Consider the following 25125-nt stretch of genomic DNA (forward strand, 5'->3'; position numbering starts at 1 on the left):
GGCACTGCTTATACGGCGCAGAAGCAGCCTTTAACATCGCTGTAGATACTGGCGCCGTAGTATTCGGTTGAGGTGGCGGCTTGTTTTATCTGGCCCACCAGGTTTGCACCGGTAAAGCAGCCATAGCCAATGGCATATGGGCCCAGGTAGCGTAATTGCCCGGCGCTATCGAGTACTGCCAGCGCCGGGTAATGGTCTATATAGCGAGATAAAGCCGGGTGCTCCGCCAGAGAAAGCTGTTTTAGCTGATACCCTTCATCCGTTAATTCGCGGGATAATTCCTGGCGATGGGATTCTGTGAGCTTATCGCAATAACAGTTGCCACTTGAAACCATATGTACCAGTGTGCCCGGCGCAACCCCTGCCTGGGTTAAAGCTTGGGTAAAATCGCTATCAAATCGCGGATTACTGGCCGCCTGGGCCAGTAACATGGATGGATCGAACGGTTTAATCTGATTTACGCTGGCAAAGCCCAGCAAACTCAGAATACCGAGCGCCCATACCACAACGATCAGGATGATAGTACGTTGTGTCATTACACCACAAAGCGTTTAAGGGTTTGCAACATACGCTGACACATGTCGGCCAGCTGTGCGGATTTGGCCTTCAGTGCCCCGGCGGTTGTCGCCTCCAGGTTAGCCAGTTCATGAATAGTAGCCGTGCTTTTGGCAATTGAGCTTGAGGCGGTCTCCTGCTCCACTGCCGAAGTCGCCACTTCCATCATATTATCACTGGCAGCCTGAATTTTTTCTTCAATACCGCTCATGTAACTGGCGGCATTGCCTGATGTGCTGACGGCTTTATCCACCAGTTCTATACACTGATTCATTTGGCTGACCGACGAGGCTGTGCTGGTAACCAGTTGTTCAGTGATGGTAGTAATTTCATCGGCACTTTCTTTAGAACGTATGGCGAGTGTGCGTACTTCATCGGCAACCACCGCAAAGCCCCGCCCATGTTCACCGGCACGAGCCGATTCGATTGCCGCGTTTAAGGCCAGCAAGTTAGTCTGTTCTGCCACCGCGGTAATTGAGCGCATTGCATCGGAAATATTGGCACAGCGTTCGTTGAGTTCCTGGTTGGTTTTGGCGGCATTATTCAGTCGGTCGCGAAGCGAATTAATGGTGGCGGTAGCACTCTCTACCGCGGCCCTGGATTCGCCCGTTGTGTGACGCGCATCCTTGGTAATGTCGTTAGCGGCATTGGTGCGTTCGGATGAGTCTTGCAAGGTTACTGAAATTTCTTCAGATGCCACCGAAATAGCGCCAATTTCATGGCTACTTTGTTGAACGTGATCGTTCAACTCCTTGGTTGATGATTGCATAAAGTCACTGGTAATGGCGACATCATTGGCCAGTGAAGAAGCATCGTGTACTAACTGTCGTAACGAGCCAAGCAGTTCGTCGAAGCGCTTTAGCATGGGGATAGATTTGTCGATATTCACGCGCAAGTTGATTTGTTGACGGTCGGCCAGGATTTCGTTGATGGCAACTTCCAGCGCTGCACCACCAACACCTTCCTCATGGCTACGTTTCGTCATGTACATTAAGATGCCGCCTTCCACTAACGCAAATAATGCATGCAGGACTAATATGATAAAAGTGACATGACCTTCCTCAAAAACATACACTGCCACTTCATTTGCCTGCAGAAGGAAAAAACCAATGTGATGGACTGCCACAACAACAACTGCTGAGGCGATCACTCTCCAGTTTCGAAATACGGCCAACACTGCCAGTAATGCGAAAATCTCGAAGTGTATTTCGGTCAGTCCAAAGGCCTGGTGAATGTGCAGAGCGGTCATTAACTGGGTGCCAATGCCCATAGCATGCGCGCTTATCTCCGCTGCAGGGTGATTAAAGCTCAAGAAAAGCGGCAGTGCGATAATGGGAATTCCCAGCCAAAAAGCGATAAAAAGCTCGCCGGTGATCAGCCCAATAATAATGGCCAGTAATAGTTGGGCTACCAAGACACCACGAAATATTTTATGTCCTTCGGATACCCACGAATACATAAGCAGAACTCCAGAATTTTTGTTAAGTGTAGGTGAGGAGCCGAATCATGCCAGCAAACCAGATCAATCTTTCGTTAACTAACCCAGCTGGTCTACGCAAAAATACCTTTAAGTTACAACCACTTTTTCCAGAGCATAGCGATTAGCATGATTACCGCAAGGACGCCCATAGACGACATCAGCAAGGTAAATGCATTGGGTGTTTCTGTGCCTGGTAAACCCGCTACGTTCATACCAAAAACGCCGGTTAAAAACGATAGGGGTAAAAAGATGGCGGTAATCATGGAAAGCACATACATGCGAATGTTCTGCTTATCGGCAATCTGGTTGCGCAGTTCATCCTGCAACACAAGGGCGCGCTCGCGGGCGAGATCCAATTCCTCTATCGAACGAGTCATTCGGTCTGACTGGTCGCGTAGATCAAAAGCCTGTGAATCGGGTATCAGGCCGGGAATGCGTACCAGGTTTTCCAGCGCGTCACGCTGCGGAGCCAAATGGCGGCGAATGCTGGCAGTTTGCCGGCGTAGCATGGCCAACTGATTGCGGTCGCGCTTGTTGAGCGACTCCTGAGTTTCATAGTCGCCCAGAGCTTCATCGATGTCTTCCACTTTATCGTGGATGCGGTCTGCAATACGGGTTAACAGTGCAATCAGCAATTCCGTTGTAGAGGCTGGTACATCTCCCTGTTCCAGGTTCTTTTGGGTATCCTGCACGCTCATAAGTTTACGGTCCTGACGACGAGCAGTTACAATCAGTGGCCCAGAAATCCACAGTCGCAGGGATACCATGTCTTCCGGGTCAGCGCCCGGATTCACATTGATGCCGCGCAGGAAGATCAGTGCACCTCGGTTGAGCGGGATGACCCGGGGGCGGGTTTGCAGAGCTATCAGGCTGTCAGTAATATCCTCTGATAACCCAAGGGTCCGGAGCAGAGGCGCGGCTTGCGGAATATCAGATTGGATATGAATCCACCGGTAGCCTTGCTCAGGTGTTGGTGAAGTGATTTGACTTGCATCGAGTTTATTGATTTCACCCGATTGCTTTACATCATAAGCCCATAAAAAGGGGTCATTTACAATTGTCATTAAGGTTTCCTGCCAGGTTTAACCAGCTGCAAAGTGCCGTCCAGATGCACATCGCGCTGCGGAAAGGCAATCACGACGTTGTGCTTTGCAAAAAGTTCATCAATAGTAAATCGAACGCGGCTGCGAATTTGTCTTAAATCCCGTTCTTTAGTGGCGTTAACCCAGAAAAAGGTTTCGAACATCAGCGCGCTATCACCAAAATCATCAAAAATAACCACCGGTTTCGGTTCTTGAAGAATGTCTTCCTGCTGTACCGAGGCTTCTTCAATCAGCCTGGCCACCAGCTTGCAGTCTGAACCATAAGCTACGCCAACCCGCACCGATGTGCGGGTAAGGTTATCGATAAGCGTCCAGTTAACCACCGTGTTTTCCAGCAATTTACTGTTCGGGATCAGCATGTGTACGCCATCAACCCGGCGAATACGGGTAGAGCGGGTATTAATGGTCTCAACGGTGCCGCGGGCCCCGTCTACTTCCAGAAAGTCGCCGATGCGGATTGGCCGCTCCCACATTAAAATCCAGCCGGAGATAAAGTTATTAATAATGTTCTGAGCACCAAAGCCGACACCAATGGCTACGGCACCGGATAGAAACGCAAAAGCCGTGAGCGGCACGTTCATGACATCCAGCGTGGTCACGATTAAAATCGCGCCGGCGATAATATAAAAAAGCCGTTTGAACAAATGAATGGTGTCGGCGCTGGCTCCGGATGCCCGTAACCGGTAAGTCGCAATATGTGCGAGCTTTTTCATCAGCCAGATACCGACCACATAAATCAGTGGTACAGCAATTAAATCACCGCTGGTGAAAGTAATATCAAACAGCGTAAACAGGTCTTGCGACAGAAAGTTTTTTACTTGTTGTAGTGTTTCTTCCACGGGTCTTATCCCTATTTATCGGTGGCGCTCATAATAAGTGTGCTATTGATTAATGCAAATAACTTAGGTGAAAACAAGCCCGCGTTAATTTTGTCTTAACGATGAAAATTATTGATAGAAAGGCAACTGGTAAGAGTGAGTAAGGGCTATGCAGCGAGCGCGAAAAGTGCCGGGCAGAAGAATATAGGGTGGGAGGGAAGCCCCAAAGCGGCTTTCACATCAGGCTTTGGGGCGGATACGTCATCATGACTAGCGGGAGGCGACCTTTGTAAATATCGTTACAAACGCATTGAGCCCTTCAGCCAGGGTGGCATCATCAATGGTCAGTGGCGGCAGAAAGCGAATAACATTGCCGTAAAAACCGCACGCCAACAAAACGAGTCCGTGAGCCATGGCTTCGGCAATAATGGCTTTGGTTAGATCGACGTTGGGCTGGTCTGCATCGCCTTCGTTTACCAGTTCCAGTGCCATCATGGCCCCTTTTCCGCGAATATCGCCAATCAGTTGTGGATAGTCGGCTTCAAGTTTATCCAGAGTTTCGCGGAACTGGCTTTCAATAAACCGGGCGCGCTCAATCAGGTGTTCCTCTTCAATAACTTCCAGTACCGCAAGGGCTGCCGCAGTCGCTAATGGCGAGCCGCCGTACGTGCCACCCAAACCGCCCACCGGTGAGGCATCCATGATGTGTTGTTTACCGACAACCGCTGAGAGTGGTACGCCACCGGCAATGCCTTTGGCCATGGTCATCAGGTCGGGTTCAATACTCGCGTACTCGGTACAAAACATCTTACCGGTGCGCGCAAAGCCTGACTGGATCTCATCGCAAATCAATACGATGCCATGTTCGTCGCAGAGTTCGCGCAGTGCCTTGAGGAATACCGGGCTGGCTTCATAAAACCCCCCTTCGCCCTGAATTGGCTCAATGATCAGCGCCGCCACATCGGCAGGAGCGATATCCACTTTAAACAGGTTTTTAATCGCGGTAAGAGAGTCTTTCTCGGTAACACCGTGAATTGGAATAGGAAAAGGCACGTGGAAGATTTCGCCCGGAAACGGACCAAACTTATCTTTGTAAGGGGTAATTTTACCGGTCAGTCCCATAGTCAGATTAGTACGGCCATGAAAACCACCGTTAAAGGCAATTACACCGCGACGGCCGGTAAAGGCCCGGGCAATCTTAATGGCGTTTTCAACCGCTTCTGCGCCGGTGCTGACAAACATGGATTTCTTGGGCGAGTCGCCCGGTGCCAGTGCATTGAGTTTTTCGGCCAGAACCACGGCTGACTCATAAGGGTTTACCATCACGCAGGTATGGCTGAACTTTGCCATCTGATCGCTGACGGCCTTAACCAGCTTGGGATGCGCGTGACCGGTATTACATACGGCAATACCCGCGCCAAAATCAATGTAACGGTTGCCGTCGACATCCCATAATTCTGAGTTTTTCGCATAATCGATATAGGCCGGATAAAGTGTACCCTGTCCGCTGGCAATCGCGGCGTTTTTTCGGGCGTGTAACTGTTCGTTGTTAGACATCTTAAATGCCTCCTAAGCAGCGGTACTGAATAAAGGAATAATCATCCAGACCATATTTTGAACCTTCGCGGCCGTAGCCGGACTCTTTGACACCGCCAAAGGGCGCTGCCGGATTAGAAATGGCACCTTCGTTAATGCCTACCATGCCGAACTGCAGCGCGTCGGCAACGCGATGAATACGGCTGATATTTTGTGAATAAAAATAACTGGCCAGGCCATATTCTGTGGTATTGGCCAGAGCGATGGCTTCAGCGTCGTCTTTGAAAGTCAGCACTGTAACCACCGGACCAAAAATCTCTTCGTTAACGATATCCATATCTGGCTGTACGTCTGTCAGAAGCGTTGGCGGGTAGAAGCTCCCTGCCTGCCAGTCTCCACCCAATTCCAGCGTTGCGCCCTGGGCCACGGCAGTGCTAACCAGGTTATGCACATTCTCTGCTGCGCCCGCGTTAATCAGGGGACCGATTGTCGTGCCGTCATCCATACCATTACCGACTTTGAGCCCGGCAAATTTGGCTGACAGCTTTTCGACAAACTCGGCTTGCACATCTTCGTGCACAATAAAGCGATTTGCACACACACAGGTTTGCCCGGCGTTACGGAACTTAGACACCATGGCGCCGGCAACTGCGGCGTCGATATTGGCATCGTCAAATACAATAAAGGGGGCGTTACCGCCCAGTTCCATACTCACCCGTTTCATCGTGCTGGTGCAGTCTGCGGTGAGAACCTTGCCCACCTGAGTCGAACCGGTAAAGGAGAATTTAGCCACGTCAGGCGACTGAGTGAGTACAGCGCCCATTTTCAGTGAATCAGTCCCCACGACGACGTTAATGACGCCGTCCGGAATACCGGCTTCTTTTGCCAGGGCGGCCAGCGCCAGTGCCGACAGTGGCGTTTCGCGTGCCGGTTTAACCACAAAGGTACAGCCTGCTGCCAGTGCTGCGGCTGCTTTGCGGGTGATCATGGCATTCGGGAAGTTCCACGGCGTAATGGCGCCCACGACGCCCACTGGCTGACGGGTAACATAAATACGCTGCCCGGCGCTGTTGGCCGGTAATATATCGCCATCCATGCGGCGCGCTTCCTCGGCGAACCACTCGATATAGCCCGCACCATAAGCAATTTCACCTTTGGCTTCGGCCAGCGGCTTACCTTGTTCCAGGGTCAGCAATTCGGCCAGTTCGTCGCTGCGCTCTGTCATCAGCGTGAACCATTTACGCAGTAACTGTCCACGGGTTACTGCCGGTGTGGCAGACCACGCTGAGAAGGCTTCTTTGGCAGCCTTAACGGCCAGTTCCATTTCAACTGCCCCGGCATTCGCGACTTGTGCCAGCGTGTCGCCGGTCGCTTTGTTGACTACCGCAAAGTGGTTATCGCCAGAGAGCCACTGGCCATTGATAAAAGAGCCGGGTTCAAACAGGGCTGCTACATCGTTTCTCATAAGTTCACCTGATTAACTTTATTACAGCTATTGAATCAGGGCTGGTAAAGGAGTTAAATATCAAACATTAAAACTAAAGTTTGATTTTATAAAACTTATGAAAATAGCTGGCCGGATTATTACTGAGTACGACATTAAGTTGTTGAATGTGTTCAAATCTGTGGTGGAAAACGGTGGGTTTGCCGCAGCAGAAGATGAGCTGGGGCTGACCCGTTCGACCATTAGTATTCATATGAATAACCTCGAAACCCGGCTCAGGCTGACCCTTTGTCAGCGCGGACGGGGTGGATTTGTGTTAACCCCGGACGGTCGACAGGTTTATCAGGCTTCACTGACTTTGTTTGATGCATTGAGTGATTTTTCCAACTCGGTATCACAGCTGAGTCAGCAGGTGAGTGGCAGCCTGGTGGTACTGCACTCGGATATACTCGATCAAACCCGCAGCCAGTTACTGGCTGATGTGGTGGCAAAAATCCATGACAAAGCGCCGGAGTTGCGTATTACCGTTGATGGTGACCGGATTGAAAACATTGAACGCGCGCTGATCAAGGATAAAGCCCATGTGGGGCTGTTTCCGGACTATCGGCGTATGGCCGGGTTACGCTACAAGCCGGCTTTTGATGAGCAAATCTTTTTATGCTGCAGCCAGCATCATCCGCTGTTTAGCGTGAATGAGGCCAACATCAGCGATAGCACGTTACAGCAATACCCCGCTGTTGTGCCGGGGGTAGAGATAAGTCAGGCCGGGCGCCTGCAGGTGAAAAAGCTTAACCCAGGGGCAACGGCCTATCAGTTTGATTCACGCAAAGCGTTGATAGCATCCGGTAAGTTTATTGGCTATTTGCCGAGAAGCTATATCGAGAAGGAGCTGGCCGATAACACCTTTAAAGTGCTCTCAGCCAACCGCTACTTTTATCCTTTCTCGCAATCCGTGGTGCATAAAGAAGTGCCGGCGGAGCCCAAGAAAGTGAAGTTATTCCTGGAACTGCTCGACGAATGTGCCAAAGCTTACCCGGAGATCCGCGACAGCGCCGCCGGTGCCGGCTAGATTTCGGTCAGATGCGTTAAAAATAGCGAAAACAATTCGGAATTAGAGCGTAAATTAAGCTTGGCGTAGACCTTGGCCCGGTGCACCCGCTCGGTGCCGGGCGAAATACACAGTTTTTCTGCCGCGGCCTGAGAGGAGTAACCGGAAATAATCAGTTTGGCGATGTCTTTTTCGCGCTCGGTGAGAATGTCTGCGCCAAAATTATCCAGGACGCTCTTTACCCGTTCCGTGACATGCCGTGAAAGCACAACGGAATCGGGGGGATCGTCATTGCCGGTGAGTTTCCAGTGCTTATTAACAAGTTCCAGCACCACATCGGCTAATTCATACAGGTTGGCAATATCACTATGACTGAATTTCGGATTGGGAGAATGGCGACCCAGACCAATCTGGATATGTAATCCGGCTGCCGGTGTGCAAAAAATGTAAACGAGATCTTCTATCTGACTGGCCTGATAATAGGACTTATACAAATCGGACTCGCGAAAATCATCGGGCATTAGCTGCGGCCAGAGATAAACGCCTGGCACATAGTTTTCCATGACACCGCGATATGAGGGGCTGGCAACATAGGTACCGTCCATAAAACGGGCAAAAAAAATGTCCCGTTCCTGGGCGGTGAGCGCTTCATATAACAGCTTTGGCGGCTGGTCTTCTGAGTAAGAGATTACCGACACACTGTCGACCGGAAAAAAACGGCACAGCCATCTAATCAGCGCCGGATAAAATGCGGCGCTGTCGATCTGGCGGATAACATCAGCCAGTTGTGCGTGGATCGGCTGTGAGCCGGAAGCAGCGGGCAGGGTAGTCATCAGCGATCGTCTTTATGGGTCAGTAACCATTTGCGAAACTGCCGGATAGCATAATCTTCCTGGCGTTCTTCCGGATACAGCATGTAAAAACATTCGTCCGGTGTGTAGGTTTCATAACAGGCCAGAATCAGCTCACCGGAGGCCAAACTGTCTTTGACTAAATACTCCGGGAAAATCGACACCCCTAGATGGCTTTTTACCGCCTGGAGCAAATACATAAAGTACTCAAAGTTCTGGCCACCCATCTGGGAAATTTCCTTGTCTGTCAAACCGGCTTTGCGCAGCCATTCATCAGTTGTAGAAATCGCACTGCTTTGATGAATAAAGTTGAACTGGACCACGTCGCACATTGTTCGTGCGGGCTGGCGTCCTTTCATGTAACGGGGGGTGCTCACTGCCAGATAGGTGTCACGACGATAAGGTTCGGCTTTGTAATGGGGCCAGTTACCATTGCCCCATAAAATCGCGAAGTCGCTTTTACGGGTGTTACGGGTGACGGTTTCATAATCAGTCCCCAGCGTAATTTCGATATCCGGGTAATTAATATAAAACTCGGTTAATCGTGGCATCAGCCATGCGATGGCAAATGTGGGCTCGGTGACCACTTTTAATTCCACGGCTTTCTTTGAAACTTCGTTGAGGGATATTTTTTGTGTTATGGCATCCAGGCTTTTTAATATTTTATGCACTTCAAACGCGTACTGTTCACCTACTGGTGTCAGGCTCAACTGATTGTCGTGGCGGTAAAAAAGCGGGCGTCCAATGAACTCCTCAAGGTTTTTGACCTGGCGGCTGACGGCACTTTGGGTCAGGTGCAGCGCGTCGCCGGCATAGGTCATATTCAGGTGGCGGGCAACCTCATCGAAACACTGCAGAGAAGTAATGCTTGGCAGTTTTCTGGCCATTTAAAAACCCCCTCTCTCTTCTTTCGGACCGGGCTGAAATGGTGACTCCATTACCCGATATACATTGACTAATGCTTTTTAGCATAGCATGAACTTGCTAAACCTCATTCGCTATTATCTATTCCGGACCAAGCATTTTCACTGGTCTGATCTAGCCATTCCATTTTGGAATACCCCTACAAGTTTTGATCGTTTGCTGGGAAATTGCTGCCACCCTAGTATGAATTTGCCAAACGATAAAATTACAAAAATAAAGTTATCCAAATCTTACAGTATTAACGGGAAGCAAAATGTTGAAGTTGAGTAAAGTGAATGTCGCCATCAGTTGTGCGTTGCTGGGATTACCTTTGTATTCCCAAGCCCAGACTACGCCCAACGCTGAGAGTGAAGCAAAAGAAAAGAGCAGTCTGGAAGTGATCAGTGTAACGGCAACCCGCCGTGAAACCACTATCCAGGAAGTACCTTATAGTATTTCTGCCTACGGCGGTGAATCACTGGAAGAAAATGGGATCACGGACTTTTCCACACTCGCAAGAAACATCCCTGGCCTGACCCTGAACGATGTAGGCCGTGGTAAAAACGGTATTTCAAACGGTATTTTTATCCGCGGTATCAACGCGAATGCTTCAGGATTTGAAAATTTTGGTTCTAAAACGGATCCGGCAGTATCGGTTTATCTGGGTGAAACACCGATGTCTGCCAACCTGGAAATTCGTGACATTAATCGTGTAGAAGTGCTGCGTGGTCCGCAGTCTACGCTATATGGCTCAGGTTCCTTGAGTGGTACTTTACGGTATATCCCAAACAAACCTGAGTTCGATGAAGTCAGTGGTAAAATTAGTGGTGAAGTGGCACAGAATGCTGAGTCTGACAGCACGGATTGGGATGGCGATATCGTCGTTAATGTGCCGCTTTCTGATGAATTCGCTATCCGCGGAGTGTTTGCGAAACTGCATGAAGCGGGCTACATGGATGCCGACTACCTCGAAGGTGTTGATGACGACCGTCAGCCTACCGGGGAAGTCTTTTCGCGCAAAGATATTAACGACATCGATGTAACGATGGCCCGTATTTCTGCTCGCTGGGCACCGTCAGCTGAAACCGATATCATCCTCAGTCACGCTTATCAGAAAGATGAAGTTAAAGGTTCGACTGCCGCTTCTGAAGGACTGGGAGGGTATAACACGGGTGCCAAAATGATTGGCGAGTTTGAGCGTGAAGTGAATATCACTTCACTGGTTATAGAGCATGAGCTGGGCAATTCAGCCGTGTTAACGTCGTCTACCGCGTTTACTTCCAACAAAGCCGATAACATGCACGACCAGAGCTATGGCTATTCATATCAAAGCTTTTGGGAATTCTACGCAGGCATTCCGCGCGAAGTGGTGCAGGGCGTGAAGCACTATAAAAATGACACATTTACTCAAGAACTCCGTCTTACCGGATCGAGTGACAGTATTGATTGGCTGGTAGGTGGTTACTATGCCGACCAGGACTACGATGAAACGGCAGATGATTTTATTTTTGGTGTAGATACCTTCTATGCTATGGAAAACCCCATTGAACCTGATTTGGGTTATCGCAATGTGCAAGTCACCGAGTTTGAAGATCGTGCAGTATTTGCAGAACTGACTTATCACATTAGCGATGACTGGCAGGTAACGGGTGGACTGCGTTACTTTGATCAATCTTTTTTCGCCTTCCAGTCAGTGCAGCTGCCGCCTTGCGGGATATACTGTGGCGAAGGTCCTACAGGCTATAGCTCTGGTGAAGGCAAGCGTGATTTTGACGACTTGCTCTATCGTCTGAATATGTCTTATGACCTGGACCTGGACACTAAAGTGTATGTCAACGTTGCACAGGGCTTTCGTCACGGAGGTGCTAACGGTGCACCGGTGGATGATCTGTCTACGGAACAAGTAGAGGGTGGGGTTTATGCCGAACACCCGGATTACCTGTACTTTGACCCGGATAAAACTACCAACTATGAAGTTGGCGCTAAAGGTATCTTACTGGACGGTGAAATTAATTACTCTGTTGCTGTGTTCTATATTGACTGGGAAAACCCAATTCTGAATTTCAAGACGCCAAACGGTGGTTTCCCGGTAATGTTTAATGCCGATGAGGCTGAGTCGAAAGGTTTTGAACTGGAAGTCAATGCGGCGCTAACGGATTCACTGAAATTGAATGTTGGCTGGAGCTATACGCAAGCAGAGTTAACCAAAGATTTTTATCGTCCTAACGTAAAAGACGGCGTCGAATCTGGATTGCTAGTTGCGAATGCCGGCGAGACCATGCCTGGTGTACCGGAAAATACCTTCACTGCAAGCCTGGTTCACAATACGGAAATATTCGATGGTATAGCTATGAGCAGCCGTTTGGGAGTTTCTTATAAGGGGTCATTTATAACCGGATATGATGAACAGACTATTGATGAAATCGATAGCTCTACTCTGGTGAACGCTGCAATTGCATTCAGCAAAGATGACTGGATGTTTCGTATCTTCGCTGACAACCTGACTAATGCTGACGATATGACTAGTAGTGGTAACGATGAGTTATACTCCAGCCCGAAATTTGGGTTGCAGTACCCGGATCAACTCGCCGATCCAGCGTATCGTGTACGTCCCCGTACAATTGGTCTATCTGCTAGCTATTCTTTCTGATTCAATCAAGCGCAAGGCTGATCTCGGCTTAGAGATCAGCCAGCCCTTTGCTTTGTTAAGTTGAATACAGTCGGAGTTTTCTATGAGCACATTAAGTTCCCCGCAACACATTGAAACGCTTATCGCGCAAGGTGATCTTGATACCGCCGCTCAGGACTGTATTCAACTTGTCAAACAAGCGCCTCAAAATGGGGATGCCTGGCTACTGCTGTCGAAAGTCAGCGTTCGCCTGAAGCAAAACCGCATGGCGGTTAACAGTGCCTTGAAAGCGCTGGAGATCGCGCCCGATCAGCCCGCTTACCTGCTACACCTGGCACAGTTATATGCTGGCTTCAGTGCCTGGCAGGCCACCCGAAAGGTGTTGCAAAAGCTTAATGCCATGACGGCCTCACTGGACAGTCACACATTGACTGCGCTGGCGAAGCTGTATTTTCAGAGCGGCCATATTCAGCAGGCAATAGCGGTTTATCAGCAGGTTATTACAGCAGAGCCCGACAATCACGAGGTGCTTTATAACCTTGGTTCGTTGTACCGGTATACCGGCGAACTCAATCGGTCGGCGACCTGTTTAGCTGCTGCATTGGCAATTAAACCCAATGATTATCAGGCCTGTAGCGCGTTAGCCCATGCTAAAAAGCATTATGATGGAAAGTCTGTCATTGCGCATATCGAGCATTGCATGGCGGAATATGCCGATGATGACAGTGTTACAGCCAGCCACGCTATGGCTTCACTGCACTACGCCAAAGGTAAAGTGCTGGAAGATAGCAAGCAATGGCAAGCGGCATTTACTGAATATTCAGCCGGAGCCGAACTAAAGAAGTCGTTGCAAGCCTTTACAGCTGAGCAGGAGATACAACGCATAGCTGCCATGCAGGCGCTGGTACACCAAGGCCACTTTAAGGCTGCGCCCGCTGAAACAGCGGACGGGCCGGTCTTTGTGGTAGGGATGCCGCGCACCGGTACCACGGTGGTAGAGCGCATTCTGGCCAGCCACTCCCGGGTAACCAGTGGTGGCGAGCTTAACTTTTTCCCCATGACGCTGCTGGAAGCCGGCGGTTCTAACTGGTTTACCGGGCCGGAAGGCGTAACGCCTGAGGTTCTTGAGAAGGTGGCAAAACAGGATATGGCTGCCATCGGCGAACGCTATATGGCACTGGCCCGGGACTATCTTAACACCCAGGGCGTGTTTATTGACAAGCTGCCGCTTAATGCGCTGTTTGTCCCCATCATACTAAGCGCGTTACCCAATGCGAGAATTATTCAGGTACAGCGTAATGCCATGGATACCGCCTTCAGCAACTTTAAGATGCTGTTTAACCGGGGCTATGAGTACTCCTATTCGCTGGAGGATATCGGCGTGTATCTGCCGGCCTATCAAAGCATGATGCAGCAATGGCAGGACTCCTTCCCGGAGCAGATCCTAACGGTGAGTTACGAGCAACTGACCGCAAACCCTGAGCACATCAGCCGCGAGATCCTGTCGTTTTGTCAACTCGACTGGGAAGCGGCGTGTTTACAGTTTCATATTCAAGCCGGCGCTACGCAAACCGCGAGCGCCAGTCAGGTAATAGAGCCACTGCATAACCGCTATGTCGGGCAGTGGCAACAATTTAAAGAACCGCTGGTGGCACTTAAAAGCGAGCTGGCAAGGCAAGGGGTAAGCCCCCTAACTGAAGAGGACATAAAATGGTAGTTCTGGATGTATTTCAATCCATGTGGGCAATGGAATTTAAGCGCCCGGATGGGTTCGAGTGGACGCTTCGGGAAAAGATTGAAAAGATCGCCAGTGCGGGCTTTAAAGGGGTGAGTTTTGATATTGGTTATCACACTGAAGCCTATATCAGCGAGGCTATGCCGTTATTACAGGAGTTTAATTTAGACCTGTGCTACAACGCGTTTGTGAAAAGCGTCCCGCACTATCAGCAAATCGTAAACTTCGTTAATTCGCAGCCGGTTAAGCCACGTTTTATTGCCATTGTCGGTCAGATTGAACCGTGGAATCTGGATGATGTAGCGGCTACCACCCTTGAATGGATGCAGATTGGCGAGCAGGCCGGGGTGAACACTCATGTGGAAATTCACCGCAACTGCATGACCAACGATCTGATGTTTACCCTGCAACTGATGGAAAAAATACCGGATTTGCTGATGGTTGCAGATTTATCTCATGTACTTGTCAATCAGGAATGGTATTTGCCTTTGCATGAACAGGCACAAAAAAGAATGTCCCAGTTTCTCACCAGAGCCGAGGCTTTTCACGGACGAGTCGCTACCCGGGAACAGATTCAGGTGCCTATTTTATTCGAACAACACAAGCCATGGTTTGAACTCTTTAAGAACTGGTGGCAGGAGGGGTTCGAGAAATGGATATATCGTCAAGGTAGTGACTCAGATAATCGATGCGTGTTTTTAAGCGAACTTGGCCCGCCGGTGTATGCCATGACTGGACAGGATGGTTACGAACTGAGTGACCGTTGGGAAGAGGCGCTGTTGTTAAAAGAAACCGCTGAGCAATTATGGCAAAGCGCCCTGAAGTCAACGCCGTCCTGAGTGACGGCGTTGGCTTGAATTTATCGCAATGTGTTGTAGAGCGTTAACCGGAGTATCAATGTTAAAACGTGTATTGGCGAAACTGTCGTGTTTGCTGGTGCTTTGCACCCTGGCCGGTACAGGAGTTACCGGAGCGGTGGTTGCTGCCGAACAATTGGCCGTGATTACGCCGGCAGATTATCAGCAACTAGTACGCGTGCAGTCGCCAGTGCTTTCGGCAAACGGTAAGACCTTGTACTGGATTCAACGCCAGGTCAGCACCGAAAAAGATCAGTCTATTGCCTCTATTTGGTGCAATCAAGGCGAAGCCGTTGAAAAAGCGGTCACCTTAACGAACGGGCTTCAACCCTCAAAGCTGACATTTATGCCAAGAGGCTTGACACTCCGTTGGTTGGGAACGGATGTCGATTTGGATAGTCAGCGGACAGTTATGCTAATGCAACCCTCGAGGAGCACAAACACGGTGACCGCTTTTTGCGGGGGCGCCTTTACGTGGTCTCGTCAACGCATTGTCGAGGTTAGAGCAACGTCTTGCGTAGTTCAATCAGATTTTAGTGGTTAACACTTAACAATCTGTGCCAGCAACGCACGAGCAGAGAAGAAGATAAAGATTCATATATGGCAAATACGAAAACCTGTGGGCAAGCCCTGGTAGAAATACTTAAAAACTACGGTGTTGATACCATTTTTGGTATTCCGGGTGTGCACACAATTGAGCTGTACCGCGGGCTGGAAAACGCCAGTCTGAAGCATATTACGCCCCGCCATGAACAGGGAGCCGGCTTTATGGCCGACGGCTATGCCCGTGTTTCCGGCAAGCCCGGCGTGTGCTTTATTATTACCGGTCCGGGCATGACCAATATCGTGACCGCCATGGGGCAGGCATTACAGGACTCTGTTCCTATGCTGGTGATTTCGTCGGTGAATCGCACTCATCAGTTAGGCATGGGAGAAGGGCGCTTACATGAATTACCTAATCAGCACGGCCTGACGTCGCAGGTGTGCCGGTTTAGTCATACCCTGTTGAGCGCAGATAACCTGCCCAAAGTACTGGCCCAGGCGTTCTCGGTGTTTAGCAGTCAGCGCCCCGGCCCGGTGCATATTGAAATTCCGCTGGATGTGCTGGCCGCCGATGCCAGTCATCTGGATGTATCGGCCTGGCCTTTACCACAGCCACCGGCTCCGCATCCCCAGGCTATTGAACAGGCAGCAGCACTGCTCAATAGCGCACAGCGTCCATTGATGATTTTGGGCGGTGGGGCTAAGCAAGCCGGGGCTCAGGCGCAGGCCCTGGCAGAAAAGCTCAGTATGCCGGTAATCAACACCTGTAATGCCAAAGGGGTAATGGCCGCCTCTCATCCTTTATGGACAGGCTGCACGCCATCCCATCCGGCGCTTCGCAAAGAGATGGAGCAAACTGCCGATGTGATCCTGGTGGTGGGTAGCGAGCTTGCTGAAACCGATTATGACTTTTTCTTTTTAGGCGATGTCAACATGGCGGGCAAGGTGATCCGCGTGGACATTGATGCCCCGCAGTTACTGCGTAATCACCGCGCTGATGTAGCCGTGTATGCCGATGCGTCACTGGCGCTCGGTGCGCTTGCTGAACAGGTGAATCCGGTGTCATCAGGCAGCGGCGAGGCGCGGGTTAGGGCTCTCAAAGCAGCGGCCTCGGATCTTAGCAAACCCCAATATCAGGCGTTCTTTGAGGTTATCGACGACGTACTGGGCGACTGTATCATAGCCGGAGATTCCACCCAGCCCGCTTACTATGCTCAGGCGTATTACGAAACCAAAGCACCGGGCCGCTATTTTCACTCCACCACGGGCTACGGCACCTTAGGCTATGCGTTTCCTGCCGCCATTGGCGCTGCGATCGCCGCAGGTGATTTGCCGGTGATCGGCTTAACCGGTGATGGTGGCGGACAGTTTTCACTGAACGAAATTATAACCGCGGCTGAAAATCAGCTGCCAGTGATTTACGTGGTCTGGAATAACACCGGTCACGGTGAAATCCGCCGTTTCATGGATGATGCAAAGGTACAACGGGAGGGCGTGAATATTACACCACCCGACTATACCGCGCTCGCTGAATCCATGGGCTGTCTGGCGTTTAATGCCAACACACCAGAGCAGTTCGCCGACGCGCTGAAAGCCGCCGCACAGGCAGGCAAAACCACACTTATAAACGTAAATGAAGCTGGCCTTGATGCTGGCTATGCGTTTTAAGGAGATCCACTATGAGCGATAACGAACAGGCCCTTACCATGCAGGATACCAGCAGTACCACCACCTGGATAAAGTTACTTGGGTGTTCTTTATTTGGCGTGTTGTTTTTCTTAACACCGCTGAATATTGATGGCTCCTGGACTATTGCCCTGGGCTTGCTAACCAGCAAGATCAGCAGCTGGCTGGGCGACAACATGGGTTATTTTACCGTGGGTTGTTTTATTATGGCGGCGGTGGTCTCCATTGTGTATAACACCTCGCCTAAGCACATAGCCATGAAGCTACCCATGGCAGACCGGCTGATTGCGTCGCACTGGTTGTGGGTGATTGTGAATGTGAGCACTGCGGTGCTGGCAACCCTGACATTACTGCAAATTGGCCCGCACTGGCTGATTTCAGAACAAACCGGCGTGACCGCGTATATCGACGTAGCCGGTGCCATCTTTTTGCTGGTGGGCTTAGGCTGCCTGCTACTGCCATTTTTAACCGACTATGGCCTGCTGGAGTTTGTGGGCACCATGTTACAACGGCCTTTTCAAAAGATTTTTAATCTGCCCGGCCGGGCAACTATCGACACCCTGGCTTCCTGGGTTGGCTCATCGAGCATTGCAGTGGTACTAACCAACGCACAGTTTGAAAGAGGCTTCTACAGTGCACGAGAGTCGTCGGTTATCGCCACTAATTTCTCCGTTGTTTCGGTACCGTTTGTATTGTTAACCGCCAATGTGGCCGGCCTGGGTAATTACTTTTTACAGCTTTACGGCTCAATGTTTTTAATCTGCGTGATTTGCGCCATTGTGACGCCGCGACTGCCGCCACTTAGCTGGATTAAAGACGAGTATTACCCGGCGCACGGAAAAACCCTGAATGAAGACGTGGATGATGGCGAGTCGCGCATAAAACATGCCGTATCGCGGGCCTACGGTGTTGCCGAACACGCGCCGTCTCCCAAGCTGGCGTTAAAGCGTGGCTGGCACTCCATGATGGACATCTATCTGATGATGATGCCGGCGGCCATGACCATTGAGCTATTTACCCTGGCCATTTACTACAATACGTCGTTCTTTCAGACGCTGACTTACCCGTTAAGTGTGTTGCTGGAACTGATGCAAATTCCTGAAGCGCAGGCCGCAGCGCCGGGTTTGGTATTAGGCTTGTTCGATCAGTTTGTGCCCACTATTATTGCCAGCGAACTTACCGCGCTTGAAACCAAGTTTGTGTTGGCCGGATTATCGGTAACCCAGCTGATTTTCTTTGCGGAAAGTGCCATTTTGATCATGCGTTCATCCATTCCTTTATCGGTGAAATCGCTGGTGGCAATCTTCTGTATCAGAACCTGCATTGCCTTGCCTATACTCACCCTTATTGCGCACTGGCTGTTTTAGCTTTTAGCCAGCGGTCGAGCTTTTGTAAGGAAGCACATACCGTGCCTTCCTGCGTTTGCTTGGCAGGCTGAACGCCAAGTTTTTAAAGGTGTACAGGCAAAAACATAACATTCTTCGTATATCCTCAATGTGCTGAATATGGTTTTATAAGTGCTATAAAAACAACAAGTCAGCAGATAACAGGCGAGTGAAAAAATGCGCAATACCCAGGTAGAAAAAATCGCTAGCGAAACGATTTCAAAACACGGTTTACCCGGTTTTGTTTTTGCAGAACAGGATGTCTACGAACAGGAAAAAGACAAGGTTTTTGCTCAGGGCTGGGCAAGTATTGGCTGCGCTCAACAGCTTAAAAACCCGGGTGACATCCTGCCGGTCAGAATAGCCGGAGTATCCCTTATCGCTATACGGGCTAAAGACGGCAGTATTGGCGTTTTTCATAACGTTTGCCGCCACAAAGGTGCGCCGCTGGTTGATGAACCCTGTAACAAACGCACCCTGGTGTGCCCGTATCACAAGTGGTCTTTCAAACTGGATGGCGAGCTGATGGGCGCGCCGCGTTTTTACGGCAGTGAAAACAAACCAATCTCCAGCGAAGATAAAACCGATAAAGGGCTTATCCCAGTGCGCTTTGCCGTGTGGTGGGACATCATCTTTGTCAATATTTCGGGCGATGCGCAGCCTTTTGAAGACTTTATAAAGCCGCTGGATGATTTGCTGAGCGACTACCCCAGCGAAGGCATGCAGATGGTTAGCGCCACCGACTATTCCGGTGAAGTAAACTGGAAACTGGCGGTAGACAACTTCCTTGATGGGTACCATGTACCGTTTGTACATTCCCAGGCGTGCTCTATCGAATCCGCACTGGGCCAGGATGACCTGTTCTTATCCGATGACATTGTAGGTTTACGTTTGCCCCACGGGGCCAGCGCGAAACCGGCTAAAACTGCTAAACAAATACCGCACTGGCCAGGTCTTGCAGAAGACAAAAAGGGTACCCAGCAATGGTTCGGTATTTTCCCCAACACATTATTTTTTGTCGATCCGGTGTGGGTACAGACCATAGTGGTAAAACCAACCGGGGCAAACAAAACCGATGAAACGCTATCGATTTACGTGACCAGCGAAGAAGCGGCCAGCGACGAATACAGTGCAGAACGCGCGCGCTTAAGTGACGTGCTGAATGAGGTTAACCAGCAGGATATTGAGCTGCTTGATAAGCTGCAGCATACCCGCACTTCACAAGTGGCTGATCAGGGACATCTGGTACAGGCCTGGGATCAGGTCAATATGACGTTCCACAAAATGTGGCTGCGTAAGATGCAAAACACCTGAGCAAGCGTGAACTGATTATAACTATTACTGACATCTTCAGGTGTCTGTTAGGAGAAGAATTGTGCCAAATATAACGTTTATCCTGCCTGATGAGAGCATTAAAATTGCCGACGCTATCGAAGGCGATTCCATCATGCAAACCGCGGTTGACAACGACATTGAGGAAATTACCGCAGACTGTGGTGGAAGCTGCTCCTGTGCAACCTGCCACTGCATTATTGATGAGGCCTGGATTGATAAAGTCGGCAGAGCTGACGAAGTGGAAATGTCTGTGATGGAAAGCGCCATTGAGCCACAGGCGAATAGCCGCTTATCCTGCCAGATTAAAGTCACAGAAGCGCTGGATGGCCTGATTGTGCGAGTACCAGAAAGTGAATGGTAAAACGCTAAACTAACGAGCGAACAGAGGAGGCTGACGCCTCCTCTTTTGCATTCTAAGGTTGGAAATTTAAATGCAAGGGGCGGCTTTGTACGTAAAGGAGCCGTTTAAATTTGTAATACTGAGCGAACAGGGGAAATTTAGTATACCTGAGTCGCCCCCTATCCTTTACCGCATACCTGATATGAGCTTTTTCTTGGCTCGCTCATACTCAGTTTTACTTATTTCGCCTTCCTGTTCCAAGCGTTTTAGTGCCTCAAGCTCCTGAGCCGTGCCAAGCTTATATCGACTATCTGACAACTTTATTATTTTATTTCTTATAAAGTTAACTTTATATGAGATTCTGGAATTTATAAGATGTAGCACCTTACGAAGCAGTTTATAGGCTATCCATATTCCTAAAAGGATCGACGCTAATATAGCGACGTTAGCAAAAAAACCTTTTAACTTAGCGTTTTTCCATTTCTCATTATATGCTTCTGCTTCTGCTTCTGCTTCTGCTTCTGCTTCTGCTTCTGCTTCTGCTTCTGCTTCTGTTTCTGATTCGAGCTTTGCCTCAGCTGCGGCCTTTGATACTTTGATTGCTTCGAAAATTCCTTGCGTACTTAAGTAATATGTATAGCCAGAGTTTATTCTAATAGGGATAGGCTTACTTGCATTAATTAAGTCCTGAAGTTCACTGTAAGCTATTATTTCTCCACATTTTTTGCTAAACATATAATCACTATTTTTACATTTAGTGACCTGTATAACATTGTTGTCTTTAAGCTCAGCACGCATCTTTGTGAATTTATTATCGCTACGAAACTCTACGCTTGGGGAATGATTGACCGAACGAATAGGCTCTCTACTACGGAGCAAATAGTCCTCATAACTATATTGGTCAAATAGGTCCCACCAATAATTTTTGGAATAGGCAGATTTTAAAACACGTTCCGATCTGAATTTATATTCGTAATCACGCAACTCAATAAAGACGGTTTCTTTATTACAAAAAATATCATCTGACTTGCAAATTAATTTCCCATTTAACTCCCACAGCAAGCTACCATCATCCTTACGTTTAAAATGGATGAGATTTTTCTGCGTCAGTGAGACTGCCTGAGTAGAACAAAAAAATAACAAGACTAAAAGATAACGATTTGGCTTCAAATTAATCTCCATATCAAAAATTAGAACCGGCCGACAATATAGTTTTTATTTCTATAATACATACTAACGCATACTTAAACATTTTGTCTTTTGTCGCCCGTCCGTGTTCAAATGTGGGCTACTCCGTACGTAAAGCGGAAGTTGGCGATAAGATAACTCAGTTTCTGCAATGAGCGAGAAGGCGACAGTCACAAGAAGTTCTGCCAACTACCGCTAAAGACAATAAGGACGGTCTCTCGGGTTAGTAAAATTTATTCGACGCGATGACTCTAAAATAGCAAATTACATACTGCAGGGTTGTTCCAAACGCGTTACTATGTTTGGTCTATGTGCATTTTTTGCATCATAAAAAATATAGGGAAGAGATTGGTGGGACAGGAACTTGATGGTTTAATTACGCAGGCAAAAAAAGCTGCCGAAGAGTTACAAAATGAGCAATATAAGGAAATACTCGAGGAGCAAGTCCTTTCCCTCAGTTCACACCTTTCTAAACAAAAAAATGAGTTCATTTCTAAACTGGATATTGCATTTAAAAAACCAGCCTCAGACACGTGGAGAGACCTCTCATTCGATTGGGAATGTGAGCCATCACCGCTAGACATTGAGTTTGATTTTCCAAAAGGAATGATAAAAAAGGGCACTGGAACATGGAGCGTATCGATACCATCAAGCTACACCGAGATTAGATTTGCGTTAGGTGATGACCTTGACGTTCACGATGTAGTTACGAATTTCAAACTTCCATTTGGTTCTATTGCATATTATGTTGAGTGCGCAAGGGAGCCAGATTTAGAGTTAGACGGCCCTAGACAACATAGAATTGAACCGCTAGAGCCGAGCATCTCCCAAATGTTAAACGGGATGTTTAATTTCTTCTTTGAGGACGTATACAAAAACTATGAAAAATTCAAATTTAAATGCATACCAAGTTTCTTTCATAGCGCCTCTGAAAATCCATCCTATGACAAGCGTGAATTAATAATTACCGTAGTTCGTTCCGAAATTGTCTCTACCTTCCTCGAGGATAATAAAGACAGACTTACGATGCTTAGAGAAAAAAATGAAATTAGGAGGGGGCTTGGGGGAGCCGTAGCACGGGATAATTCCTCTGAAGAGATAAGAAGAAAAGTTGAAGAAATATACAAAAAACGGAAGTCAAAAAGTCTTTTTAAATGGTTGGGCATTTATTGACCAGCATTGACATGCTACACGCAAAGGTGAATCTAATATCCGTCATTTTACAATGATAGAATGACAGCTTTAAACACAAACTGCTCGGTTAGCACTAAGTTCTCCAAGATCTGCTTTTTGCTAAAAGGTGAAAACCGAAACTAATCCGGTTAGATGTCCGCTTTATGCCCATTAGAGCCGTCCAGAATCAATTTCATTAATGTCCGCTAATGACCAATGGCAGAAATCCAGTGTCAGAAACCTGAACGTCCGCTGTTTGTCTTTTGATGCCAGTCAATGAAGCGCGAGGGTCGGCAAAGTACGTAAAGCGGTCGTTAGTGTATTAAGATTGTTATGTCGGCAATCGCTGATAGCGGACGTTCGTCCGCCATACTTTATCTATCTAACGGACTTTTTGTGCCGGAGTGATGCTGACCAATAACATGAGTGTAAATTTGTGTTGTTCGTAGATCATTATGCCCCAACAGTTCCTGTACGGTTCTGATATCTGCACCTGAATATAAAAGCTGGGTCGCAAATGAATGACGAAACGTATGAGCGGTTACGTGTTTAGTCACCCCCGATTTTTTGACAGCCACCCTCAACGCTTTGGTTAATGCAGTCCAATGCAGGTGATGACGACAAAAATACCCATCTACTGGATGCTGGCATCGCGAGGTTGATGGGAATAAGTATTGCCATTTGAATTCTTTAATCGCGTAGGGGTACTTCCTTGCTAAACCAGATGGTAGGCTAGTCTCGCCACCACCTTCTGCCAGGTCTTTTTGATGTATGGCTCGAACCTTTTCAATCTGATCTTTAATAGCCATGTGCAGACTGTCCGGTAGCATGGTCGCTCTATCTTTACCCCCTTTTCCTCTAAATACGAAAACACTTTTACTCTGAAAATCAATATCTTTGATTCTCAGCTTCAGCAGCTCAGCTTTTCGTAGGCCGCAACCATAGAGCATTGAAAACATCAGTCGATATTTGTCACTCATAAGATTGATAATGCTTAACGCTTCCTCATGATTTAACACGGTTGGTACGCGCTTGGGTGCTCTTGCTCGAACGGCATCCGGTAAGAGTGTTAGTTCCCGTTCAAAAACATGTTTATACATAAAAACGATTGCGCACAACGCCAGGTTTTGTGTTGAAGAGGTGACGTGGCGTTTAACGGCCAAATAGGTTAGGAATTGTGTGACCTCATGCTCACCAAGTTCTTTAGGGTGCCTTTTGTTATTAAAAAGAATGAATCGTTTTATCCAGAGTAAGTATGTTTTCTCAGTTTGAATTGAATAATGTTTCGTTCGGAGAACACTCCGAACATTTTCCAGAAATGGGCTTTGAGCCATAGACAATCTCCAATTTTGACGGATGTGTAATTACTGAGAATTCTCAGTAACACGCATTGTAAAACTAAAGAAATGTTCATGAATGCCGCACCAAAGGCGGGGTTTGGTATAAAATAGGGCTGGGATTAGTGAGACTTCTCAGTAAATACATACAACTGGGAAAATATTAGTTAGAGTATTGTTTGTTAAGTGTTTTATTTAATCTGAGTGCTGTTATTACTGAGAATTCACAGTAACACTCAAATAAATCATTGGAAACTGGCTCATAATCAGGTGTAAGGTATTGTTATCAATATATTATGTTGGGAGTTCAGAGATGAGTAAGACTGCGTGTTACTGTGAATTCTCTATAATAAGATGTTAGGTGACAGGTGTGATTGAGAATACCGCTTCGTTAGTCATTCTTTATCTTGGAGCTCTGTTTATTTTTGTTGGGGTTGTTTCCGCAATATTAAACCAGTTTTCTTTTTGGGCGCACCGAGAACAGTATAGTAATGACAAGTTTGTGGCAGGAATTACATTTTCTTTTTTACCCATTTTATTTCCCCAGTTTAACGATGAAAAGCTTCAAAGATTAGCCTTGTTTCGCGCTAAACTTTTTATCTATTGCGTGCCTGTTGGCTTGCTAGCTGTTATTTTAACATTAGTATTTGAGGGCGTTTTATAAGCATGTCACCTAACAAAAAAATTAAGTCACTCACTTCGTTCGCTGGGACGCATACACGTGGGCTGCTTCGCATTATAGCCCACGCGTCTGCGCCCCTTATTTAAAAGTTATGCATCTGGAATAAATTGGAATGACTAAGCACGAAAAAATAGCTCTACTAGTGCTGTTGCTTTTATTTGCCGGCAGAGTTGGCGGCCTTGTTCGTGATGTTTATCTCTCGCAAACCTATGGAGCAACTATCCCGCCAGACGTGCTATCTATGTGGGAGCAACTGTCCATATTTATTGGTGGTCTAGTAAATTTTGGTGCGGCAGTTTGGGTGTTTTTCGAGTGCAAGTCCCTAAGGTTAAAGCTTTGGGTTTGGCCCTTGTTTTCATTGGCATTTGGGCTTACTGGTGTAGTGCTTTTCTATTTGGTTCAGTTGTTCCAGCAAAGTAACAGTGAAAATGCATAACAAAACGTGAAAGCAAGGGCACTTTGTGCCGGGACCGCTTAACAGCGGCCCCTTCACTCAG

Annotated in this window: 22 protein-coding genes; 12 read left to right on the plus strand and 10 right to left on the minus strand. The window is 48.2% G+C overall.

Features of this window, described 5'->3' with window-relative positions:
• Nucleotides 1-8: 8 nt before the first annotated feature.
• From AC2T0J_RS09720 to AC2T0J_RS09745, 6 genes are all read right to left on the minus strand, one after another.
• Nucleotides 9-536: a DUF6436 domain-containing protein gene (locus AC2T0J_RS09720; RefSeq protein WP_489809936.1), complete on the minus strand. Its 528-nt coding sequence runs from the start codon at nucleotides 534-536 to the stop codon at nucleotides 9-11.
• Nucleotides 536-2014: a methyl-accepting chemotaxis protein gene (locus AC2T0J_RS09725; RefSeq protein ID WP_489809937.1), complete on the minus strand. Its 1479-nt coding sequence runs from the start codon at nucleotides 2012-2014 to the stop codon at nucleotides 536-538. Before AC2T0J_RS09725 ends, AC2T0J_RS09720 begins: the two co-directional genes overlap by 1 nt.
• A gap of 113 nt (nucleotides 2015-2127) precedes the next feature.
• Nucleotides 2128-3099, minus strand: coding sequence for a zinc transporter ZntB (locus AC2T0J_RS09730; protein ID WP_489809938.1), 972 nt, complete (start codon nucleotides 3097-3099; stop codon nucleotides 2128-2130).
• On the minus strand, nucleotides 3099-3977 hold the full coding sequence (locus tag AC2T0J_RS09735) for a mechanosensitive ion channel family protein (RefSeq protein WP_489809939.1): 879 nt from the start codon (nucleotides 3975-3977) through the stop codon (nucleotides 3099-3101). Before AC2T0J_RS09735 ends, AC2T0J_RS09730 begins: the two co-directional genes overlap by 1 nt.
• Before the next feature lie 249 nt (nucleotides 3978-4226).
• Nucleotides 4227-5513: a 4-aminobutyrate--2-oxoglutarate transaminase gene (gene gabT / locus AC2T0J_RS09740; protein ID WP_489809940.1), complete on the minus strand. Its 1287-nt coding sequence runs from the start codon at nucleotides 5511-5513 to the stop codon at nucleotides 4227-4229.
• A gap of 1 nt (nucleotide 5514) precedes the next feature.
• Complete coding sequence (locus tag AC2T0J_RS09745; RefSeq protein WP_489809941.1) at nucleotides 5515-6957, minus strand: NAD-dependent succinate-semialdehyde dehydrogenase; 1443 nt, start codon at nucleotides 6955-6957, stop codon at nucleotides 5515-5517.
• A 97-nt stretch (nucleotides 6958-7054) separates the two neighbouring features.
• Between AC2T0J_RS09745 and AC2T0J_RS09750 the strand changes: the two genes are divergently transcribed.
• Nucleotides 7055-8005: a LysR family transcriptional regulator gene (locus AC2T0J_RS09750; protein WP_489809942.1), complete on the plus strand. Its 951-nt coding sequence runs from the start codon at nucleotides 7055-7057 to the stop codon at nucleotides 8003-8005.
• Here AC2T0J_RS09750 and AC2T0J_RS09755 read toward each other — a convergent pair.
• Together AC2T0J_RS09755 and AC2T0J_RS09760 are read right to left on the minus strand one after the other, a co-directional pair.
• Nucleotides 8002-8817 (minus strand): helix-turn-helix transcriptional regulator, encoded by an 816-nt coding sequence (locus AC2T0J_RS09755; protein ID WP_489809943.1) that lies wholly within the window; start codon nucleotides 8815-8817, stop codon nucleotides 8002-8004. The genes AC2T0J_RS09750 and AC2T0J_RS09755 overlap by 4 nt on opposite strands.
• The gene (locus AC2T0J_RS09760; RefSeq protein WP_489809944.1) at nucleotides 8817-9722 is read right to left on the minus strand and encodes a LysR substrate-binding domain-containing protein; all 906 of its coding nucleotides are present in this window, start codon (nucleotides 9720-9722) and stop codon (nucleotides 8817-8819) included. Before AC2T0J_RS09760 ends, AC2T0J_RS09755 begins: the two co-directional genes overlap by 1 nt.
• 290 nt (nucleotides 9723-10012) lie before the next feature.
• Between AC2T0J_RS09760 and AC2T0J_RS09765 the strand changes: the two genes are divergently transcribed.
• The 8 genes from AC2T0J_RS09765 (at nucleotide 10013) to AC2T0J_RS09800 (ending at nucleotide 20269) form a co-directional block, all read left to right on the plus strand.
• Nucleotides 10013-12388, plus strand: coding sequence for a TonB-dependent receptor (locus AC2T0J_RS09765; RefSeq protein ID WP_489809945.1), 2376 nt, complete (start codon nucleotides 10013-10015; stop codon nucleotides 12386-12388).
• 82 nt (nucleotides 12389-12470) lie between these two features.
• The gene (locus AC2T0J_RS09770; RefSeq protein WP_489809946.1) at nucleotides 12471-14084 is read left to right on the plus strand and encodes a sulfotransferase family protein; all 1614 of its coding nucleotides are present in this window, start codon (nucleotides 12471-12473) and stop codon (nucleotides 14082-14084) included.
• On the plus strand, nucleotides 14078-14941 hold the full coding sequence (locus AC2T0J_RS09775) for a hypothetical protein (protein ID WP_489809947.1): 864 nt from the start codon (nucleotides 14078-14080) through the stop codon (nucleotides 14939-14941). Before AC2T0J_RS09770 ends, AC2T0J_RS09775 begins: the two co-directional genes overlap by 7 nt.
• 58 nt (nucleotides 14942-14999) lie before the next feature.
• Nucleotides 15000-15503, plus strand: a complete 504-nt coding sequence (locus AC2T0J_RS09780) for a hypothetical protein (protein WP_489809948.1) — start codon at nucleotides 15000-15002, stop codon at nucleotides 15501-15503.
• Nucleotides 15504-15559: 56 nt separating this feature from the next.
• On the plus strand, nucleotides 15560-17170 hold the full coding sequence (locus AC2T0J_RS09785) for a 5-guanidino-2-oxopentanoate decarboxylase (protein WP_489809949.1): 1611 nt from the start codon (nucleotides 15560-15562) through the stop codon (nucleotides 17168-17170).
• A gap of 11 nt (nucleotides 17171-17181) precedes the next feature.
• Entirely contained in the window at nucleotides 17182-18555 is a 1374-nt protein-coding gene (locus AC2T0J_RS09790; protein ID WP_489809950.1) for a YjiH family protein, read from the plus strand.
• 195 nt (nucleotides 18556-18750) lie between these two features.
• Nucleotides 18751-19887: an aromatic ring-hydroxylating oxygenase subunit alpha gene (locus tag AC2T0J_RS09795; RefSeq protein WP_489809951.1), complete on the plus strand. Its 1137-nt coding sequence runs from the start codon at nucleotides 18751-18753 to the stop codon at nucleotides 19885-19887.
• 61 nt (nucleotides 19888-19948) lie between these two features.
• Complete coding sequence (locus AC2T0J_RS09800; protein ID WP_489809952.1) at nucleotides 19949-20269, plus strand: 2Fe-2S iron-sulfur cluster-binding protein; 321 nt, start codon at nucleotides 19949-19951, stop codon at nucleotides 20267-20269.
• Between the two features lie 165 nt (nucleotides 20270-20434).
• On the opposite strand, the gene AC2T0J_RS09805 is transcribed toward AC2T0J_RS09800, so the two are convergent.
• Complete coding sequence (locus tag AC2T0J_RS09805) at nucleotides 20435-21418, minus strand: SHOCT domain-containing protein (RefSeq protein WP_489809953.1); 984 nt, start codon at nucleotides 21416-21418, stop codon at nucleotides 20435-20437.
• Nucleotides 21419-21787: 369 nt separating this feature from the next.
• Here AC2T0J_RS09805 and AC2T0J_RS09810 point away from each other — a divergent pair, with 369 nt between their 5' ends.
• Entirely contained in the window at nucleotides 21788-22609 is an 822-nt protein-coding gene (locus AC2T0J_RS09810; RefSeq protein ID WP_489809954.1) for a hypothetical protein, read from the plus strand.
• Nucleotides 22610-22983: 374 nt separating this feature from the next.
• Here AC2T0J_RS09810 and AC2T0J_RS09815 read toward each other — a convergent pair whose 3' ends face one another.
• The gene (locus tag AC2T0J_RS09815) at nucleotides 22984-23943 is read right to left on the minus strand and encodes an integron integrase (RefSeq protein WP_489809955.1); all 960 of its coding nucleotides are present in this window, start codon (nucleotides 23941-23943) and stop codon (nucleotides 22984-22986) included.
• A gap of 373 nt (nucleotides 23944-24316) precedes the next feature.
• Here AC2T0J_RS09815 and AC2T0J_RS09820 point away from each other — a divergent pair, with 373 nt between their 5' ends.
• Entirely contained in the window at nucleotides 24317-24610 is a 294-nt protein-coding gene (locus AC2T0J_RS09820) for a hypothetical protein (RefSeq protein ID WP_489809956.1), read from the plus strand.
• 130 nt (nucleotides 24611-24740) lie between these two features.
• Entirely contained in the window at nucleotides 24741-25064 is a 324-nt protein-coding gene (locus AC2T0J_RS09825; RefSeq protein WP_489809957.1) for a hypothetical protein, read from the plus strand.
• The last annotated feature ends 61 nt before the right edge of the window (nucleotides 25065-25125 follow it).

Source organism: Alteromonas sp. ISO5 (assembly GCF_058105165.1).